Origin of the sequence: Comamonas sp. MYb69 (assembly GCF_037479315.1) — a bacterium.
Taxonomy (GTDB): domain Bacteria; phylum Pseudomonadota; class Gammaproteobacteria; order Burkholderiales; family Burkholderiaceae_C; genus Comamonas.
This window is the reverse complement of the sequence record NZ_JBBGZG010000003.1, coordinates 363,069-379,957: the sequence shown is the minus strand read 5'-3', so window position 1 is coordinate 379,957 and position 16,889 is coordinate 363,069. Positions and strand designations below refer to the sequence as shown.

The 16,889-nt window shown below is 63.7% G+C and carries 19 protein-coding genes; 10 read left to right on the top strand and 9 right to left on the bottom strand.

Annotated elements, in window-relative coordinates; genetic code table 11:
- Positions 1–39 precede the first annotated feature (39 nt).
- Positions 40–930 carry an NAD(P)-dependent oxidoreductase gene (locus tag WH303_RS05970; protein WP_339517376.1) on the top strand — a complete coding sequence of 297 codons (891 nt, stop codon included), beginning with the start codon at positions 40–42 and terminating at the stop codon, positions 928–930.
- On the opposite strand, the gene WH303_RS05965 is transcribed toward WH303_RS05970, so the two are convergent.
- From WH303_RS05965 to WH303_RS05950, 4 genes are all read right to left on the bottom strand, one after another.
- The gene (locus tag WH303_RS05965) at positions 931–1,932 is read right to left on the bottom strand and encodes an NAD(P)H-dependent glycerol-3-phosphate dehydrogenase (RefSeq protein WP_339517375.1); all 1,002 of its coding nucleotides are present in this window, start codon (positions 1,930–1,932) and stop codon (positions 931–933) included.
- 119 nt (positions 1,933–2,051) lie between these two features.
- Positions 2,052–2,513: a protein-export chaperone SecB gene (secB, locus tag WH303_RS05960; protein ID WP_116924716.1), complete on the bottom strand. Its 462-nt coding sequence runs from the start codon at positions 2,511–2,513 to the stop codon at positions 2,052–2,054.
- Positions 2,514–2,667: 154 nt separating this feature from the next.
- Complete coding sequence (gene grxC / locus WH303_RS05955) at positions 2,668–2,925, bottom strand: glutaredoxin 3 (protein ID WP_021026236.1); 258 nt, start codon at positions 2,923–2,925, stop codon at positions 2,668–2,670.
- 88 nt (positions 2,926–3,013) lie between these two features.
- Positions 3,014–3,421 (bottom strand): rhodanese-like domain-containing protein, encoded by a 408-nt coding sequence (locus WH303_RS05950; protein WP_021026237.1) that lies wholly within the window; start codon positions 3,419–3,421, stop codon positions 3,014–3,016.
- 249 nt (positions 3,422–3,670) lie between these two features.
- Here WH303_RS05950 and gpmA point away from each other — a divergent pair, with 249 nt between their 5' ends.
- The 4 genes from gpmA to WH303_RS05930 all read left to right on the top strand — a co-directional run bounded on the left by gpmA (position 3,671) and on the right by WH303_RS05930 (position 7,902).
- The gene (gpmA, locus tag WH303_RS05945; RefSeq protein WP_021026238.1) at positions 3,671–4,411 is read left to right on the top strand and encodes a 2,3-diphosphoglycerate-dependent phosphoglycerate mutase; all 741 of its coding nucleotides are present in this window, start codon (positions 3,671–3,673) and stop codon (positions 4,409–4,411) included.
- 333 nt (positions 4,412–4,744) lie between these two features.
- Complete coding sequence (locus tag WH303_RS05940) at positions 4,745–6,259, top strand: S41 family peptidase (protein ID WP_339517374.1); 1,515 nt, start codon at positions 4,745–4,747, stop codon at positions 6,257–6,259.
- A gap of 90 nt (positions 6,260–6,349) precedes the next feature.
- On the top strand, positions 6,350–7,105 hold the full coding sequence (locus WH303_RS05935; protein WP_021026240.1) for a HesA/MoeB/ThiF family protein: 756 nt from the start codon (positions 6,350–6,352) through the stop codon (positions 7,103–7,105).
- A gap of 410 nt (positions 7,106–7,515) precedes the next feature.
- Positions 7,516–7,902 carry a response regulator gene (locus WH303_RS05930; RefSeq protein WP_021026241.1) on the top strand — a complete coding sequence of 129 codons (387 nt, stop codon included), beginning with the start codon at positions 7,516–7,518 and terminating at the stop codon, positions 7,900–7,902.
- Between the two features lie 77 nt (positions 7,903–7,979).
- Here the strand turns inward: WH303_RS05930 and WH303_RS05925 are convergent, their stop codons facing one another.
- Positions 7,980–8,612 (bottom strand): response regulator, encoded by a 633-nt coding sequence (locus WH303_RS05925; RefSeq protein ID WP_021026242.1) that lies wholly within the window; start codon positions 8,610–8,612, stop codon positions 7,980–7,982.
- Between the two features lie 109 nt (positions 8,613–8,721).
- On the opposite strand from WH303_RS05925, the gene WH303_RS05920 reads away from it, so the two are divergent.
- The 5 genes from WH303_RS05920 (at position 8,722) to WH303_RS05900 (ending at position 12,648) form a co-directional block, all read left to right on the top strand.
- Positions 8,722–10,059 (top strand): sensor histidine kinase, encoded by a 1,338-nt coding sequence (locus tag WH303_RS05920; protein WP_027010752.1) that lies wholly within the window; start codon positions 8,722–8,724, stop codon positions 10,057–10,059.
- A gap of 263 nt (positions 10,060–10,322) precedes the next feature.
- Complete coding sequence (locus WH303_RS05915) at positions 10,323–10,484, top strand: DUF1328 domain-containing protein (RefSeq protein ID WP_021026244.1); 162 nt, start codon at positions 10,323–10,325, stop codon at positions 10,482–10,484.
- A 111-nt stretch (positions 10,485–10,595) separates the two neighbouring features.
- Positions 10,596–10,982: a hypothetical protein gene (locus WH303_RS05910; protein WP_021026245.1), complete on the top strand. Its 387-nt coding sequence runs from the start codon at positions 10,596–10,598 to the stop codon at positions 10,980–10,982.
- 93 nt (positions 10,983–11,075) lie between these two features.
- Positions 11,076–11,396 carry a BON domain-containing protein gene (locus WH303_RS05905; protein ID WP_021026246.1) on the top strand — a complete coding sequence of 107 codons (321 nt, stop codon included), beginning with the start codon at positions 11,076–11,078 and terminating at the stop codon, positions 11,394–11,396.
- 127 nt (positions 11,397–11,523) lie between these two features.
- Positions 11,524–12,648, top strand: coding sequence for a zinc-binding metallopeptidase family protein (locus tag WH303_RS05900; RefSeq protein WP_339517373.1), 1,125 nt, complete (start codon positions 11,524–11,526; stop codon positions 12,646–12,648).
- Positions 12,649–12,664: 16 nt separating this feature from the next.
- Here WH303_RS05900 and coaD read toward each other — a convergent pair whose 3' ends face one another.
- The 4 genes from coaD to WH303_RS05880 form a co-directional block, all read right to left on the bottom strand.
- A complete protein-coding gene (gene coaD, locus WH303_RS05895; protein WP_043339436.1) occupies positions 12,665–13,162 on the bottom strand; it encodes a pantetheine-phosphate adenylyltransferase in 498 nt (165 codons plus the stop codon).
- Between the two features lie 104 nt (positions 13,163–13,266).
- Complete coding sequence (gene rsmD, locus WH303_RS05890; RefSeq protein WP_339517372.1) at positions 13,267–13,980, bottom strand: 16S rRNA (guanine(966)-N(2))-methyltransferase RsmD; 714 nt, start codon at positions 13,978–13,980, stop codon at positions 13,267–13,269.
- Entirely contained in the window at positions 13,980–15,323 is a 1,344-nt protein-coding gene (locus WH303_RS05885) for a M16 family metallopeptidase (protein ID WP_339517371.1), read from the bottom strand. Before WH303_RS05885 ends, rsmD begins: the two co-directional genes overlap by 1 nt.
- 102 nt (positions 15,324–15,425) lie before the next feature.
- Positions 15,426–16,871, bottom strand: a complete 1,446-nt coding sequence (locus WH303_RS05880; protein ID WP_021026251.1) for a M16 family metallopeptidase — start codon at positions 16,869–16,871, stop codon at positions 15,426–15,428.
- Positions 16,872–16,889 lie beyond the last annotated feature (18 nt).

The window sequence follows — 16,889 nt, the reverse complement described above, 5'->3', positions numbered from 1 at the left end:
GAACCCTTGCTTATTTGTGCATATCGCCAGGAGATTTCCATGTCATCGCAAACAGCCCAGCCGGTCGTCGGCCTGATCGGGGTCGGCCTGATGGGCCACGGCATCGCCCGCAATGTCGCCGCCAAAGGCTTTCAACTCTATGTGCTGGAGCACCCCGGCAACCAGCCACTGACCGAGCTGCTGAGCCTGGGCACGCGCACCTGCCAAAGCCCGGCCGAGCTGGCCAGCCACTGCGATGTGGTCATCCTCTGCGTGACGGGCTCGCCCCAGGTCGAAGCGGTGCTGACCGGCGAGCAAGGCCTGCTGTCGGCGCTGCGCCCCGGCACCGTGGTGATCGATTGCTCGACGGCCGTGCCCGCATCGACCGTGCGCATGGCCCAGGCCGTGCAGGCTGCGAGCGGCAAGTTCATCGATGCGCCTATGACCAAGACCTCCAAGCAGGCGCATGACGGCCAGCTCAATTTGCTGGTCGGTGGTGATGCGGCCGTGCTGGCCCAGGTGCAACCAGTGCTGGCCACCTTCACCAGCCAGGTCACCCATGTGGGCGCACTGGGCGACGGCCACCGCATGAAGCTGCTGCACAACTTTGTCTCCGTGGGCCAGATGAGCCTGCTGGCCGAGGCCACGGCCTGCGCGCGCAAGCAGGGCATGGACATGCAGGCCTTCCACAGCGTGCTGGCAGCTGGCGGCGGCGCAGGTGTGGCGCTGGACCGTCTGCAGTCCTATATCCTGGCCGATGACCCCTCGGGCATCGCGTTCTCGATCTCCAACGCCGCCAAGGATTTGAGCTACTACGCCACGATGGCCCATGATGCGCAGGCGCCCAGCCTGATTGCCGATGCGGCTGCGACCACCTTGCAGGACCAGGTCCAGGCCCGGCATGGCGATGCCATGCTGCCGGCCTTGATCGGCTTGCTGGCCAAGTCCTGATTATTCAGCGCGGGGCTCGCGTCCCATCAGCGCCTGCACCACATCGGGGGCGGACAGGCTGCCGTCGAGCAAGGCCACGACGGCGGCCGTGATCGGCATCTCCACGCCCAGCTTCTGGGCGCGCTGCAGCACCGTGCGGGCGCTGTAGACGCCTTCGGCCACATGGCCGAGTGACTGCACCGCCTGCTCCAGGCTCTGGCCCTGCGCCAGCAAGAGGCCGATCTTGCGGTTGCGCGACAGGTCGCCGGTCGCCGTCAGCACCAGATCGCCCAGGCCCGACAAGCCCATAAAGGTATCGGTCTGCGCGCCCAGCGCCACGCCCAGGCGCGTCATCTCGGCCAGGCCGCGTGTTACCAGCGCCGCGCGGGCATTCAGCCCCAGGTGCAGGCCATCGCAGAGGCCCGTGGCAATGGCCAGCACGTTCTTGACGGCGCCACCCACCTCCACCCCGCTGATGTCCTCATTGGCATAAACGCGCAGGTTGTCGCCATGGAAGGCCGCCACCAGCGCATCGCGCACATCGCCATGGCGGCTGGCGGCCACCAAGGCGGTGGGCTGGTGCTGGGCCACTTCCTGCGCAAAGCTCGGGCCGCTCAGCACGCCGGCATGCAGCGCCGGCGCCACCTGGGCGCAGACCTCGTTGCCCAGCAGCCCATGGCTGCCGGCAGCGGCATCGGCCGGCACGGCTTCAAAACCCTTGCTGAGCCAGGCCACCGGCACCTGGCAGTCGCGCAGCATGGTGAGGCCACTGCGCAGCGCCGCCATCGGCGTGCCCAGCACGATCAACTCAGCCTGGGCCACCAGGGGCTGCAGATCGCCGCTCGTCACCTCCAAGGCATCGGGCAAGCGGATGCCTGGCAAATAGCGCTGGTTCTCACGGCTGGTTTGCAGCTGGCCCGCCTGCTGCGCATCGCGCGCCCACAGCTGCACGTGGTGGCGTGCGGCAGCATGCATGGCCAAAGCCGTTCCCCAGGCACCGGCGCCAATCACCAAGATCTTCATAGCCACAACCCCTTCTCACATCAACTCAAACGGTGGCGCTGCCTGCAGCTGCTTGCCCAGCAGATACAACAAAGGCCTTGCAACCGAGACTGCAAGGCCCTTGCGTTGGCAGCAAGCGATTACTGGGCCAGTGCGGCACCTGCGCCAGCGCCATTGGCCTGGGCTTGTTGCTGTTCGTACATGGCCTGGAAGTTGATTTCCGCCAGGTGCACGGGCGGGAAGCCGGCGCGGGTCACGATGTCTGCCACGTTGCCGCGCAGGTAAGGGTAGACGATCTGTGGGCAAGCCACGCCGATCACGGCACCCATCTGGTCGTCAGGGATGCCACGGATCTCGAAAATACCGGCTTGCTTGGCTTCCACCAGGAACACGGTCTTGTCTTCGATCTTGGTCTGCACGGTGGCGGTCACCGCCACTTCGAAAATGCCATCGGCCACCGGGGTGGCTTCCACGCCCAGCTGGATGTCCACGCTAGGCTGGGTTTGCTCCAGCAAGATGGCTGGCGAGTTGGGCTGCTCCAGCGATGCGTCCTTCAGGTACACGCGTTGAATTTGGAACACGGGATTTTCTTGATCCGCCATGGTTGTCTGTCTTTCGCTAGAAAAAGGAATGGAGTGCAGCTGCGATGCCGCCCGGTGTGCGCGCCCCTCGCATGCAGCCTGCCATTATGCAATGGCAAAGTGTCAGCAAGGAAAAGCCCGGGCGCCCGCTGGCCTTCAGGGGAAAGCGCGCGGCTCAGGCTTGGAGCAAGGGGGTCAGCTCACCGCGCTGGTCCAGCGCAATCAGGTCATCGCAGCCGCCGACATGGGTTGCACCAATGAAGATCTGCGGCACGGTGCGGCGGCCGGTGGTCTCCATCATCACCGCGCGCTGGGCCGGATCGGTGTCGATGCGGATTTCTTCAATCTGCTCCACGCCTTTGGCTTTGAGCACTTGCTTGGCGCGAATGCAGTAGGGGCAGACGGCGGTGGTATACATCTTTACAGCTTGCATCGGAGTGTCCTGCGGCGGCGGCCTGCACGAGGCCGCCGCTCTGTAGTGGGTGTCTAAAGCCAGTATCTGGGGCCGTAAACCCCAAAAATCAAGCCTTCTTGAGCGGCATGCTGGCGGCGCGCCAGCCCTTCATGCCACCGGCCAGGGCCTGCACATTGGTGTAGCCCAGCTTCTTGGCCACGGCCACGGCACGCTGCGAGCGCTGGCCCTGTGCGCACACAAGGATCAGCGGCAAGGCCTTGTTCTTGACGACGGAGGGCAGCTGTGCTTCGAGCTGGTCCAGCGGCACATTCTTGGCATTGGCGATATGGCCGGCGCTGAATTCCTGCGCGTCCGACACATCCACCACCACGGCTTTTTCGCGGTTGATCAGTGCCACGGCGTTGGCGGGGCTGAGCGTGCCGCCGCCCATGTTCTTCATGGCGGGCATCATCAGCATCGCGCCCGAGCCCAGTACCAGCACGATCAGATACCAGTTGTCGATCAGAAAGTTCACACAAGTCCCTTGTCAAAAAATGCTCAAACAGCCGCACATTCTAAAAGGGCCACCATGCCGCTGCGCGGCAAAAGCCTTTAGCAGCATCCCCAACGCGCACCAGGCGCCGCCTGGCAAGCTCTGCAAGCGCCCTGGGATTTAAGCCTGCCTCTACAATCGGCGCCATTGTGAATGCGGCGGGCTGCCCCGGGCCCCAAGCGCCTCCCGCCAGCGACACGCACCGATTTTTGACTATCGCACGAGGATTGCATGTACAAGCTTGTCCTGATTCGCCATGGTGAATCGACCTGGAACCTGGAAAATCGCTTCACCGGCTGGACCGATGTGGACCTGACCGACACCGGCGTGGCGCAAGCCAAGCAGGCGGGCCAGTTGCTCAAAGCCGAGGGCTATGACTTCGATGTGGCCTATACCAGCGTGCTCAAGCGCGCCATCCGCACCCTGTGGCACACCTTGGACGAGATGGACCGCACCTGGTTGCCGGTGCAAAAGTGCTGGCAGCTCAACGAGCGCCACTATGGCGCGCTGCAAGGCCTGAACAAGGCCGAAACCGCCAAGAAGTTTGGCGATGAGCAGGTGCTGGTCTGGCGCCGCAGCTATGACACGCCGCCACCGGCGCTGGAATCCGGCGACCCACGCTGCGAGAAGACCGACCGCCGCTATGCCGGCGCTGCCGACCAGGTGCCGCTGACCGAATGCCTCAAGGACACGGTCGAGCGCGTCGTGCCCTTCTGGAACGAAGCGATCGCCCCAGCCATCCAGCGCGGCGAGCGTGTGGTGATTGCCGCCCACGGCAACTCGATCCGCGCGCTGATCAAGTACCTCGATGGCGTCTCCGACAGCGACATCGTGAACCTGAACATCCCCAACGGCATCCCGCTGGTCTATGAGCTGGACGCCAACCTGAAGCCACTGCGCCACTACTACCTGGGTGACGCCGAAGCCGCTGCCAAGGCTGCTGCGGCCGTTGCCTCGCAAGGCAAGGCCTAAAACCACGGGCTGCCCGCCACCCACGGGCGGCCATGCAAGCCCTAACGGGAACTACTGCCTGCGCCCGGAGTCCGAGCCAGGCAGCCCCGGGCTATAGACAAGGCAGGGGGCGCCTCGCCAGCCTGGCAAAAGCCAGCGCCATTCGGCCAGAGCTGGCGCCCGCCCGGACCGGAAGGCGGAGCGAAACGATCGCTGTCAGCCGCCGCCGCATGCCAGCGCCAGTGGGCGGCTACCGAAAGTAAATACTTGTCTTATCACCCGAAAACGGCTGCTGCGCTGCACCAGTGCAGGCGCTTGGGTGTATATTGGCACGCTATAGAAAGTTGTGAGCATATGGGCCAAAAATTGAAGATTGCCGGTTGGGTTTCACTGGGCGTGGTCGCCGGCGCGCTCACCACTGTGTCTTTGCAGACGGTCGCAAGGGGCGTGATGTCCCCCATGCCGCTGGAAGAAATCCAACAGCTGTCGGCCGTATTCGGCCTGATCAAGACCGACTATGTCGAGCCGGCCGATGACAAAAAGCTGATCACCGACGCCATCTCCGGCATGGTCTCCGGGCTCGATCCCCACTCGCAGTACTTCGACAAGAAGTCCTTCCGCGAGTTTCAGGAAGGCACCAGCGGCAAGTTCGTCGGTGTCGGCATCGAGATCACCCAGGAAGACGGCCTGATCCGCATCGTCTCGCCCATCGAAGGCTCACCCGCTGACCTGGCCGGCCTCAAGACCAATGACCTGATCACCAAGATCGATGACACGGCGGTCAAGGGCCTGTCGCTCAACGATGCCGTCAAGCGCATGCGCGGCGAGCCCAACACCAAGGTGGTGCTGACGATTCTGCGCAAGGACGAGAGCCGCAGCTTCCCCGTCACGATCACCCGTACCGAGATCAAGACCCAGTCCGTCAAGGCCAAGATGGTCGAGCCGGGCTACGGCTGGGTGCGCGTCTCGCAGTTCCAGGAACGCACCGTCGACGACTTTGTGCGCAAGGTCGATGACCTGTACAAGCAGGACCCGAACCTGAAGGGCCTGGTGCTGGATCTGCGCAATGACCCCGGTGGCCTCCTGGATGCGGCCGTCGCCATCTCGGCCGCGTTCCTGCAGCCGAATGTGACCGTGGTGACCACCGACGGCCAACTGGCCGAGAGCAAGGCGATCTTCCGCGCCTCGCCCGAGTTCTACGCGCGCCGCGGCAGCGATCCGATCAAGTCGCTGCCCGCTGCCATCAAGAACATTCCGCTGGTGGTGCTGGTCAACGAAGGCTCGGCATCGGCCTCCGAGATCGTCTCGGGCGCACTGCAGGACCACAAGCGCGCCACCATCATGGGCGCCCAGACCTTTGGCAAGGGCTCAGTGCAGACCGTGCGCCCCCTGGGTCCGGACACCGGCATCAAGCTGACCACGGCGCGCTACTACACGCCAAGCGGCAAGTCGATCCAGGCCAAGGGCATCGTGCCCGACATCATGGTCGACGAATCGGCCGAAGGCGATCTGTTCGCTGCGCTGCGCACCCGCGAAGCGGATCTGGAAAAGCACCTCTCCAGCGGCCAAGGCCCCGAAGTCAAGGACGAAGCCCGCGAGAAAGCCCGTGAAGCGGCGCTCAAGCGCCTGGACGAAGAGAGCAAGAAGCCCGCCTCCGAGCGCCGTCCGCCCGAGTTCGGCTCGGACAAGGACTTCCAGCTGCAGCAGGCCTTGCACCAGCTCAAGGGCGAGCCCGTACAGGTCAGCCAGACCAAGACCGAGCGCCCTGCCGAGAAAAAGGACGAGGAAAAGACCAGCACGAGCGACAAGCCCGCAGAGTCGACCACGGACGACACCAAGCTGCCGCCCGCGACAGAGCCCAAGAAGTAAAGCCCCAGCATCCAGCCTTTTCGAGGCTGCGTCACAAGGCCGCAAGCAGAGTTCCTGCTGCGGCCTTTGTTTTTTTCCGACAATAGGCCCATGAACGACGAGCAACTATTGCGCTACTCCCGCCATATCTTTCTGGACGAGATCGGCATCGAAGGCCAGGAGGCCATCCTCGCCGCCCATGCGGTGGTGATTGGCGCAGGCGGCCTGGGCAGCCCGGCTGCGATGTACCTGGCCTCGGCCGGCGTGGGCCACATCACCCTGGTCGATGACGATACGGTGGACCTGACCAATCTGCAGCGCCAGATTGCCCATACGACCGAGCGCGTGGGCCAGGCCAAGGTCAGCTCCTGTGCGGCCAGCCTGCAGGCGATCAATCCGCATGTACAGGTTCATACCGTGCAGGAACGCGTCGATGCCAAGCGGCTGCAGGCGCTGGTGGCCGATGCCACGGTGGTGCTGGACTGCACCGACAACTACCGCACGCGCCAGGCCATCAATGCCGCCTGCGTGGCGCTGGCCAAGCCCTTGGTGAGCGGCGCGGCCATCCGCTTTGATGGCCAGATCAGCGTGTTTGACCGGCGCCGTGAAGGCGCTGCCTGCTATGCCTGCCTGTTCTCACCCGAGGAACAGTTCGAGGAAGCGAGCTGCTCGACCATGGGGGTATTTGCCCCCTTGGTGGGCATCATCGGTACGATGCAGGCTGCAGAGGCGCTCAAACTCATTGCCGGCATTGGCCGCAGCCTCGACGGCCGGCTGATGATGCTCGAGCTCAAGGACATGGAATGGAGCACGATGCGGATCAGCCGCAACCCCCAGTGCCCCGTCTGCGGCCAGCAACACGCTTGATACAGAGGCGCTCAAGCTCATTGCCGGCATTGGCCGCAGCCTCGACGGCTGGCTGATGATGCTCAAGCTCAAGGACATGGAATGGAGCACGATGCGGATCAGCCGCAACCCCCGGTGCCCCGTCTGCGGCCAGCAACACGCTTGATACAGAGGCGCTCAAGCTCATTGCCGGCATTGGCCGCAGCCTCGTCGGCTGGCTGATGATGCTCAAGCTCACGGACATGGAATGGAGCACGACCGGCCAGCAACACTCTTGATTTAGCGCATTGTTATTTGTTTTTTATATAGAATAATAGATAAAAAATACGCCTACGAGGTCTTGTCCTACTTACGCCATCCTTTCAGACCGATGGCGTGCGCATGGCTTGTTGCTATCATTGTTACGGTAAGACACACCCGTGTAGCCGTATATGCATCGCCGTTTGAAAACTTATCTGGTTGAAGACAACAAGACCATCCGCGACAACCTGATAGCCACGTTGGAAGACCTGGCCCAGGTGGAAACCGTGGGGCATGCCAGCACCGAATCTGACGCTACCAGCTGGCTCAGCAATCCTTCGACGGACTGGGATCTGGCGGTGGTCGACATCTTCCTGCTCGAAGGCAGCGGCCTGGGCGTGCTGGAAAAGCTCCAGGAGCGTGCGCCGCACCAGCATCTGGTCATTCTCAGCAACTATGCCACGCCCAGCATGCGCGAGCGCTGCGCCCAACTGGGCGCCAACCGGGTGTTCGACAAGTCCGAAGACATCGACGCGCTGATCGACTACTGCGTGGAGCGCACATCACAGCTGCAGTGAGCGCCCCCATGTTGCCCCGCAGGCAACTACAAAAAAGCGGCCCGGGTAGGCCGCTGGTTTTGCAGAGGTTCGCGCGCTCAGTCAATCAAGCCATTTTTCAGCGCGTAGTAGGTCAGGTCGCTGTTCGATGCCAGGCCCATCTTCTCCATCAAACGCGTGCGGTAGGTGCTCACGGTCTTGACGCTGAGCGACAGCTGGTCAGCGATATTGCCGGCCGTCTCGCCCTTGGCCAGCTTCAGGAACACCTGAAATTCGCGCTCCGAGAGCTGCTCGTGCGGCGGTGCGTCTTCCTTGCGGTGCAGCTGCTGGGCCAGCAGATCGGCAACGGCCGGCGTCAGGTAGCGCTTGCCCAGCGAGATGGTGCGCAGCGCCTCGACAATCTCGGACGGGTCGCATTCCTTGTTCAGGTAGCCGCTGGCGCCCTGGCGGATCAGGTTGATCGCGTAATGGGCCTCGGGGTAGCCGCTCAGGATCAGAATGCCCATATCGGGCGCCTTGGCGCGCAGCATGGCCAGCGCATCGATGCCGCTCTGGCCGGGCATGGACAGGTCCATGATCAGCACGTCGATCTCTTCCTTGCGCACCAGGTCAATGGCTTCACGGCCGTTGGCCGCCTCCCCCACGACGCGCAGGTCGACATGCTCGGCCAGAAATTGCTTGAGGCCCGAGCGCACAATCGCGTGGTCATCGACGATACCAACTTTAATCATATATCCCCTCATGCAGCGCAAACTGCAGCACCGGCCCAATGCAGGCGCTGCCCGAAGTTTGCTCTATTATCACTCGCATAAACCAAATACCATCAAAAAAGGAAGCTCCATGCGTTGGTCTCGCTTGCGCAAATGGGCCATCAGTTTGCCAGCCGCCTTTTTGGCCGCTGCCGTGCTGATCGGCATCAACGAAGCTGGTTACTACCGCTCGCACGATTCGCTGCAGAACCTCACGGTCACCTACCAGACCCGCACCACCTTGGACAAGCTGATGCAGCAGGTCGTGGATGCGGAAACCCATGCGCGCGGCTATCTGCTGAGCGGCGAGGACAGCAATCTGTCGGCCTACCAGCAGGCCTGCACCAACGTCAACAACGCCGTCGATGAGCTGCGTGCCATCTACAGCGTCTTCCCCGAAGACCTGCAGACCTCGTCGATGCTCGGCCGTGAAGTGGCCAAGCGCCTGAGCCAGATGGACACCAGCATTGCACTGCGCCGCCAGGGCCTCGATGAGGCCTGGCGTTTCCTCGTCAAAAGCCCGGAAGCCAAGGCCACGATGGAGAACATGCGCAGGCTCAGCAACGAGCTGGTGATCCACAGCAACGAGCGGCGCATGCACAACGAGGCCGAGATTCTCAAGTCCCTGACCCTCGCGCGCCTGGGCATTGCCATCGTCAGCATCGTGGGCCTGCTCGCGTTCTATCTCTACCTGCGCCAGTCCAACCGCCTCACTGGCCTGATGCTGCGCGAGCAGCGCATGCTGGAGGACGAGCGCGACCAACTCGAAAAGCAGGTGCGCCAGCGCACCGCCACCTTGGGCGAGCTGGCCACCCACTTGCAGCAGGTGCGCGAAGACGAACGCGCCCACCTGGCGCGCGAATTGCACGACGAGCTGGGCGCCTTGCTGACGACGGCCAAGCTCGATGTGGCGCGCCTCAAATCCAAGATCGACATGGCAGCGCCCGATGTGCAAGAGCGCATCAAGCACCTGATCGAGACGCTCAACAGCGGCATCGCGCTCAAGCGCCGCATCATCGAAAACCTGCGCCCCTCGTCGCTGTCCAACCTGGGCCTGACGGCCTCGCTGGAGATCCTGGCCAAGGAGTTTTCCGAAAGCAGCAATGTGGCCGTCGAGCTGAGTCTGGAGCAGATCAATGTGCCCGAGGCGATGCAGCTGAGCATCTACCGCCTGATCCAGGAGTCGCTCACCAATATCGGCAAGTACGCGCAGGCGCGCAATGTGCTCATCAGCCTGCAAAGCCACCCCAAGCATGTGTTCGTGCAGGTGCGCGATGACGGCGTCGGCTTCAACCCCAGCCAGGCCCATCCGAACTCGCACGGCCTGGCCGGCATGCGCCACCGCATTGAGGCGAGCGGCGGGCGGCTGCACATCGCCTCTGCGCCGCAGCAAGGCACCACCATCTCGGCCAATCTGCCGCAGAACTAAGGGGGCGCAGGCTGCGCTCTGCAGCCTCTCTGCCCACCCCTCCCCTCCCGCACAGCAGCACCCCAGGCAGCGCCGCAAAACTTCGCGCGCTGCGCTTGCTGCGCGCCTGTCAAACAGCGCCTCAGCCCCTGCGCATCAGCGCATCGCGGGAGCTGTCCTACACCTGTTCTTCGCACCTACTGGCAAGGCTGCATGCGGGCAGCGGCCAGAATGCAGTCATTGCTCGCACCTTCTTGCACAGCAAACAACATGAGGAGAAAAATATGCTGCATTACGCTGTTGTCTTCCTGGTCATCGCACTGATTGCGGCCGTCTTCGGCTTCGGTGGTATCGCGGCCAGTGCGGTCGGCATTGCCAAGATCCTGTTTGTGATTTTTATCGTGCTGGCTGTCGCATCGTTCCTGATGGGATTGTTGAAGAAGTAGCACTTTGACAACCCTTGAACCTGTGCTCACCACACGATACATTTATCTGGTACGCGCAGGTCAACGTACACTGCAAGATCTTCATTGAACATCATAGAAAGAGGCTATTTCATGGATACCGAAAAAATTGCCAAGGACGCTGTGGACAAAGTGGAAGACACCGCCAACGACGTGCTCGATGGCGCTGAAAAGGCGGTGGGCCACACGCGCCGTGCCGTGAAGTCCGCGGCCAACAAGGCCGAGCGTGCCATCGATGAATACGGCCATGAAAAGAACCATTCCATCGATCACATTGCCTCCCGTGCACAGGACTGGGCTGAGCGTGGCATTGGCCTGGCGGCAGACTCCTCGCACCGTGCCCGTGAGCAGTTCTACCGTGCCCAGGAGCGTGCCAACGAGTACGTCTCCGACCAACCGGGCAAGTCGATGGCCATCGCTATGGCAGCAGGTGCCGCCTTGGCAACCCTGGTCATCATGGCAACCCGCCGTCGCGACTGATTTTCAAGCATCTATCGGCATACAACGGATAAGTGCGGTGCAGATGCCGATCGATTTTCAAGCACCCTAACAACACTTTGCGAGGAAACAAAAATGAAACTCTCCCGTACTATCGCTATCGCTGCTTTTGCTGGTGCAACCCTGGTGATGGCCACTGGCTGCTCCGTGGCTCGCAAGCAAGAAACCGTGGGTGAATACATCGATGGCTCCGCTGTGACCACCGCTGTCAAGGCCAAGCTGGCTGAAGACAAGGACACCTCGGCCAGCTCCATCAATGTCAAGACCATGGACGGCGGCATTGTTCAGCTGTCCGGTTTTGCCAAGTCGCAAATGGAAAAGGACCGTGCCGGTCAGATCGCTCGCGGCGTCAAGGGCGTGACCGAAGTGCGCAACAGCCTGATCGTCAAGCAATAAGCTGCGCGAGCCTGGCTCACCAAAAACCAGCTGGTGCACGCCAGCTGGTTTTTTTCGTCCCTGAAAGCAGCCATCGTCCGACCTGGGAGCCATGGTCAATTGCCCAGCGATGCGTTAAGCTTGATCGATGCGTCTTTTCCACTGCGACCAATGCGGTCACCTGGTTTTTTTTGAGAGCGTGCACTGCGTCAATTGCGGCGCCACGCTCGCCTACCTGCCCGACTGCGACGACGTCGGGGCCATGGCAGCAGTGAAGGCGGACGGCACAGCACCTGCGGCCGGCGAGCCAGCCCCCTTGTGGCAACGCATTCCCTCCAAGGCGACCTACAGCAGCCAGCGCTACCGCATGTGCGCCAACCGCGACCAGTACCAGGCCTGCAATTTTGCGATTCCGGCCGGCGAGTCCAACCGCCTTTGCAGCTCCTGCCGCCAGACGCTGGTGCTGCCCGATCTCTCGGTCGCGGGCAACACCTTGCGCTGGCAAAAGCTGGAGAGCGCCAAGCGGCGCCTCTACGTCACGTTGGCGCGCCTGGGGCTGCACCCCGATCAGCCGAGCTGGACGCCCCACTACCAGTTTCTCGCCGATGTGCCCGACCAGCCGGTGATCACCGGCCATGCCGATGGGCTCATCACTATCAACATCGCAGAGGCCGACGATGACGAGCGTGTGCGCCGCCGCGTGGCCCTGCACGAGCCCTACCGCACCTTGCTGGGCCATCTGCGCCATGAGTCGGGCCATTTCTTCTGGGACAAGCTGGTGCGCGATGGCGGCGAGCTCGACAGCTTTCGCCAGCTCTTTGGCGATGAGCGCCAAAGCTATGCGCAGGCGCTGCAGGACTACTATGCCAACCCGCCGGGTTACTCGCAGTGGAGTGCGCAATTCGTCAGCGCCTATGCGAGCGCACACCCCTGGGAAGACTGGGCCGAATCCTGGGCCCACTACCTGCATATGGTCGACATGCTGGAAACTGCAGCCAGCTACCAAACCGATCTGACCATGGCCGAAGGCCGCCCCTCGGTCACCATCAGCGACCCCTTTGTCCGGCCGCCTCCGCGCTTTGAAGACATGGTCGCGCAGTGGGTGCCGGTGACCTTGCTGCTCAACAGCCTCAATCGCAGCTTGGGCCAGCAGGATGCCTACCCATTTGCGCTATCGGCCGGGGCGCTGCAAAAGCTGCGCTATGTACACGACATTGTGCGGCGGCCCCACCCGCTCGAGAGTGGCCGCCCACCGGTGATGCACCAGCACTGAGCGGCTGCGCGCCGCATCAGGCCTCTTCGGCCCGGCGCTGCGCAACCTTGCGCTGCAGCTCCTGCGCGACATAGGGCGAGACAAACTTGTCGACCTCGCCGCTGAGCATCGCGATCTCGCGCACAAAGGTGCTGCTGATGAACTGGTAGCGGGTGCTGGGCGTCAGGAAAACCGCTTCGACATCGGGCATCAGCGAGCGGTTCATGCCAGCGAGCTGGAACTCGTAGTCAAAGTCGGTGACTGCGCGCAGGCCGCGCACAATCGCATTGCCGCCTTGCGCGACGACAAAATCACGCAGCAGGCCCGAATAGCTCTCGACCCGCACGCTGGGGTAGTGCTTGACCGCTTCGCGCGCCATGTCCATGCGCTCCTTGAGCGAGAACATGGTCTTTTTGTGGTGGCCTTCGGCCACGGCCACAATCACATTGCCAAACAGCTGGTAAGCCCTGCGCACCACGTCTTCGTGGCCCAGGGTCATGGGATCAAAGGTGCCTGGGTAGATGGCCAGTGTCATGTCTGTCTCCTGCAAAGCATCATCGTTGGGCCAGTCTCCTGGCGCATTGCAGCGCAGCATAAACCATTTCTGCCACCACCCCGCCAGCGGGCAGGCATTCCCGTTCAGTCGGCTGCGGCCTCAGCCTTCTTGAGCAAATGCGCATGCACGGCGCCCGCCTTCAGGTAGCGGTGGCGCACCAGGCCCAGCTCGGCCAGGGCCTCGTCGCTCCAGGCTTCGGGGGCTTCGAGGTAGATAAAACCCTGCGCCGTCACCGCCGCCTGCGCCGCCTTGAGCGCCGGCACAAACAGCTGGCCGGAGAATGGTGGATCGAGAAAGACCAGGTCCCAGTGCGCGGTGTAGGCCTGCAGCGCAGCCAGCGCATCGCCCCGGCTCACCTCCACCTGCGTGGCACCCAGCTTCTGCGCCAGCTGCTTGATCTGCGCAGCCAGCTGCACATCGGACTCGACCATGCGCACCTGGGTTGCGTTGCGCGATGCGGCCTCCAGCCCCAGCGCACCGGTACCGGCAAAGGCATCCAGGCAGCGCCAGCCGGCCAGGTCCTGGCCCAGCCAGTTGAACAAGGTCTCGCGCACCCGGTCGGGCGTGGGCCGCAGATCGGGGCGGGTCAGCACCGCCAGCTTGGTGCGGCGCCACTGGCCGCCAATGATGCGGATCTCGCCGGCAGCGGACGCTGCCACGCGGGCGGCATTGCCGGTGTTGCCGGTCGTGCCGCGCTTGCGGGCGGGCGCCGCGTCAGGCACGGCCTCGGCCGCAGCGGCTGCTTGTTGCACCAGGGCGCGCAACGCGCCCTCGCTTTTGATGGCACTGCGTCCCATTATGGTTTTGCTCCCAAGACCACGGTCACTTGCTTGTCGGGCTGCACCATGCGCGCCATGGCCTTGCGCACATCGTCGGCGCTGAGGGCTTCGACCCGGTCCGTCCAGTGATCCAGGTAGTCCAGCGGCAGGCCATTCCAGGCGATATTGGTCACATTGCCCAAGAGTTTGGCGTTGCTGTCCACGCGCAGCGCAAAGCCGCCAATCAGGTTGTCCTTGGCATCGCGCAGCTCCTCGGCGGTGGGGCCCTTGGCGATGAAATCGCTCAACACCTCGCGCGTCACCTTGAGCGCCTCGGCTGCCTGGTCAGGCCGGGTCTGCAAACCGATCTGGAACGCGCCCGCATCCAGCCCCGGGTTGAACGACGAGTACACGCCATACACCAGGCCGCGCTTTTCACGCACCTCTTCCATCAGGCGCGACGCGAATCCGCCGCCGCCCAGAATATGGTTGCCCACCAGCACGGCCAGAAAATCCGGATCGGCGCGGCGGATGCCGGGCTGGCCCAGCAGCACCTGGGCCTGGGCCGAGTCAAACGCGATCTGGATGTCATCGGCCTTGGCCAGCGGCTGCACGGCCGGCACCTCGGAGGGCGCCGCGCACTGCGCCTTGGGCGTGGCCGGCACCTGGGCCAGCAGGCGCTTGACCAGTGCATCGGCCTGGGCCTTGTCCAGCGCGCCCACCAGCGTCACCTTGGCGCGGCAGGCATCGACCGAGCGCGCCAGGTACTGCTGCATCAGCGCCGGGCTGATCCGGGCCAGGGTTTCTTCCGTGGCACGCTGCCCGTAAGGGTGGCTGCCAAACACGGCCTGGTTGAAGGCGCGGCCCGCCACCACCGCTGGGCGCGTATTGCCCTCCTTGATCGCGGCATTCCAGCGCTCGCGCTCGCGTTGCCAGACGGCATCGTCATAGCTGGGCTGGGCCATCTGGCGCGCCGCCAGGTCAGCGGCGCGGCCCAGCAGGCTGCTATCGGTCAGCGAGCGCAACGAGAAGGTCAGCGCATCGCTGCTGGCACCAGCACCAAAGCTGGCACCCAGATCGGCCCAGGCTTCGCCAACGGCGTTTTCGTCCAGCGCAGGCGCAGTACCCTGGGCCTTGACGCCCTTGGACGCCATCATGGCCGCCGCACTGGCCAGGCCTGCCTGGTCCGCCGGGTCGCGCCGGCTGCCGGCATCAAAGTTCAGTTGCACATCCACCATCGGGATCGTGGGGCTGTTGACCAGCCAGACCTGGGCGCCGCTGTCCTGGGTCCAATGCTCGATGGGCAGCAAGGCCCAGGCCGAATGGGAGGCCAGCAAGGCGGCTGCGCCGCCGACCAGTGTTTTGCAAAAAGAGGTTCGCATGGGTATCTCTGCTAGCCAGGGCCCGCTGCCATTTGCGGCAGGCCCTGGTAAAAACAATCGTTGGCGGGTGCGCCAAGCAGCGCATCCGCCGCGAGGTGGTGCTCAGTGCACCGCCCCGTCCTTGGTCGCGGCACCGCTGCGCTTTTGCGCGGCGCGGTCGGCATCGGTCAGCGGCTGGGGCACCAGGGTCGCCACCGTCATCTGGTCATCGCCAAAATAGCGCGCAGCCACCGACTGCACCTGCGCGGCCGTCACCGTTTTCATCAGCGCCAGCAGCTTGTCGTTGGCATCGAGCGGCAAGCCCAGCACCCAGTTGGAGCCCAGGTCATTGGCCTGGCCAAAGACCGAGTCACGCTCATAGACGGTAGAGGCCTGCCACTGCGTGCGCACCCGCTCCAGTTCGGCCTCGCCCACGCCTTCCTTGGCCACGCGGGCCACTTCGGCACGCAAGGCCGCCTCGACCTCCTTGGCGGTCTTGCCTTGCGAGGGCACACCGCCCAGCAGGAAGGTCGATGGCCCCCGGTTGACCACGCTGGCACCGCTGAAGGTGGCATCGGCCACGCGGCCGGGGCCCTGGGTCAGCTGGCGGTCCAGGCGCGCGCCGTCATAGCCACTGAGCACAGAGCCCAGCATCAACAGCGCCATCGCATCCTTGTCGCTGTCCTTGGGCTCGACCAGGTTGCGCAGGTCGGGCACCTTGAAGCTCATCACCACATAGGCCTGCTCGGCAGGCGCCTTGTAGTCGAGCCGGCGCTCGCCCTTTTGCAGCGGCTCGGGCCGGGGCTTGCGCTCGGGCAAGGCGCGCGCTGGAATGCTGCCGTAGTATTTCTCGGCCAGCTCGCGCACCTTGTCCACATCCACATCGCCAGCGACCACCACCACGGCGTTCTCCGGCACATACCAGGCCTTGTGGAAGGCACGGGCGTCATCGGGGTGCATGGAGTCGAGGTCGCCCATCCAGCCAATCACCGGGCGGTGGTAGGGCGAGGCCTGCCAGGTCGCGGCATTGAGCTGCTCCATCAGGCTGGCGCGCGGGTTGTCATCGGTGCGCATGCGCCGCTCTTCCTTGATGACCTCGATCTCTTTCTTGAACTCGCTGTCGGGCCACTGGTTGTTGGCAAAGCGGTCCGACTCCAGGCGCATCACCTCTTCGAGCTTGCCCGAAGGAATCTGCTGGTAGTAGCCGGTGTAGTCGCGGTTGGTAAAGGCATTGTCCTGACCGCCGAGCGCTGCGACCTTGCGCGAGAAATCGCCGGGCGCCACAGTGGCCGTACCCTTGAACATCATGTGCTCGAGCGCATGGGCCAGGCCCGAGCGGCCGTCGACCTCGTCCATCGAGCCCACGCGCACCCAGACCATGTGCACCGCCGTGGGCGCGCGCTTGTCAGGCTGTACGATCAGGCCCATGCCATTGGACAGTTGGAACTGCTGGGCACCAGCAGAATTGGAGGCGATGGCAGTGGTGGGCACAGGCGATGCAGCCCAGGCTGGAGAAGCCCCAGCGCCCAGGGAGGCCATCAAGGCCAGCAAAATGGTGGAACGTTTCATAAAATAGGCTGATTCTAC